Here is a 1,933-nt window from a genome sequence, read left to right on the forward strand (position 1 = left end):
ATTCCAGCGCTCTCGAAGTCTGGCCTTTTGTAAGTCTCCATGAAGAAGCCGCGTTCGTCGCCGAAGACCTTCGGCTTAATCAGAATCACATCTGGAATCTCAAGCCTCTCGAACTCGAAGGGCATCACCATCACCCAATCAGCTCAAGTTTAAGCTCGGGCGCGACTTTCTTAATCTCACTGAAGTGTTTATCCATCGTCACCAGCATCAAACCCCTGTTTATGGCAACTGCCGCAATCATGATGTCAACAGCTGGAATTTGGGTTCCCTTCTTTACGAGCTTTTCAGAGAGTTCAACTGCCAATGCGTACTCCTTGGGTGTGGGAATTAGAACTCCTAGGTCAAGAACAACGCCCTTCGGATACTCGACGAGGTTGAGGGTCGTCGTATACCCCTTGCTGGCATTTATCGTTCCTTTGACCATCTCAATCAGGATGTTCGTGTCGTAAAGCTTTCTGTCCTCTCCCATTCAAGCTCCCTCATCTTTTTGTAATATTTCTCATAGGTTTCGTTGGGAGTAGAGGTTACTTCGTCCAAGATTTCTTTACTTAAAAGCCCTCTGAACTCGGCCATAGACATTTCACTTCGGGAGTTCTCAAGCTCTCTGAGGTATTCAGCTATTGCCCTTCTTGCAACTTCGCTCCACTTTATCTCCGGGTGTTCCTTCATCTTCCTGTACAGGTCGGGGGGTATCGAGAGCGTCATCGTTGGCATAGCACCACCGTACATAATTATGTGGAACCACATATTTAAGTTTTCTCACCACCCCAGCTTCCACGGCGTCGGGTGGAGGACCCTCTCGCTGGCCAGCGGGCGCCACCAGTCCTCGTTCTTCAGGTACCACTCGACTGTCAGCTTTATGCCCTCCTCAAAGCTCACCTTCGGACGCCATTTCAAATCCCTCGTTATCTTCCAGGAGTCGAGGGAGTACCTCAAATCGTGTCCTGGCCTGTCTTCGACGAACTCTATCAGAGATTCGTCCCTGCCCATTATTTTCAAAATTGTTTTGACGACCTCAAGGTTCGTTTTCTCCTCGCCGGTGGAGATGTTGTAGATTTCCCTCGGCTCCCCCTTCAGCAGAACCGTCTCAACGGCCCTCACGTGGTCCTCAACGTAAATCCAGTCCCTCACGTTCTGACCGGTTCCGTAGATTGGAACCTTTAGCCCCATTTTGGCCCTTATTATCGTTTTGGGTATGAGCTTCTCCGGGAACTGGTAGGGGCCGTAGTTGTTTGTGCATCTCGTTATTGAGGCGTTGAGCCTGTAAGTCCTTGCCCATCCGAGGACGAGGGCATCGGCGGCCGCTTTGGTGGCGGAGTAGGGGGAAGAGGGCTTCAGCGCGTCCTCCTCTCTAAAGGAGCCTCTAACTATGTCCCCGTAGACCTCGTCGGTGCTTATGTGGACGAGCCTCACCTCGGGGTTCTCCTTCCTTATCGCCTCAAGAATCGTGTAGACACCGATAACGTTGCTCCTGAGGAAGTGGTCGGGACTCGAGATGCTCCTGTCAACGTGGGTATTGTGGGCCACTATGTTCCCGACACCAGCTATAAAGTTGTGAGACTTTTCGACCTCTAAGTCATAGACGTAGCCCTCGTATTCGATTTCAATTATCTCCCTTTTTCCAGCGGAGACGTTGTAAAACAGCCTTGTTCTGATGGTGTATGAAGTATGGTTCCCATTTCTCGGCTTGCTTATGTGGTACGTGTAATCAATACCCATCAGCGCCAGAAGCAATCCCAATCCCGCTGCCAGTCTTCTTGAAACCGTTGTGTACTCGGCAGTCTTATCCCTTTTCCAGCGCCTATACGTTCCGTCTCCTTCTAATAGCGTTTCCCAGAATAACATCTGATACTTCTTGTCCAGTCCATATACGAAATCCGGAAGTCTTTTTTCTGAAGCATTTTTACCACAGAGCCTTATGCACATTTGGTAA

Annotated in this window: 4 protein-coding genes; all 4 read right to left on the reverse strand. The window is 49.9% G+C overall.

The genetic code is table 11. From position 1 onward, the window contains the following. Positions 1 to 131 (reverse strand): dTDP-4-dehydrorhamnose 3,5-epimerase family protein (locus MVK46_RS05580; protein ID WP_367182635.1); only part of this gene is annotated, 131 nt, incomplete at its 3' end. Next, positions 131 to 469: a PIN domain-containing protein gene (locus MVK46_RS05585; protein WP_297535654.1), complete on the reverse strand. Its 339-nt coding sequence runs from the start codon at positions 467 to 469 to the stop codon at positions 131 to 133. The genes MVK46_RS05580 and MVK46_RS05585, both read right to left, overlap by 1 nt. Then, the gene (locus MVK46_RS05590; protein WP_297535655.1) at positions 430 to 714 is read right to left on the reverse strand and encodes a hypothetical protein; all 285 of its coding nucleotides are present in this window, start codon (positions 712 to 714) and stop codon (positions 430 to 432) included. Before MVK46_RS05590 ends, MVK46_RS05585 begins: the two co-directional genes overlap by 40 nt. Before the next feature lie 45 nt (positions 715 to 759). Then, positions 760 to 1,933, reverse strand: a 1,174-nt coding sequence (gene rfbB, locus MVK46_RS05595) for a dTDP-glucose 4,6-dehydratase (RefSeq protein WP_297535656.1), incomplete at its 5' end; no start/stop codon positions are given.

The organism is Thermococcus sp., from assembly GCF_027066465.1.
GTDB lineage: Archaea > Methanobacteriota_B > Thermococci > Thermococcales > Thermococcaceae > Thermococcus.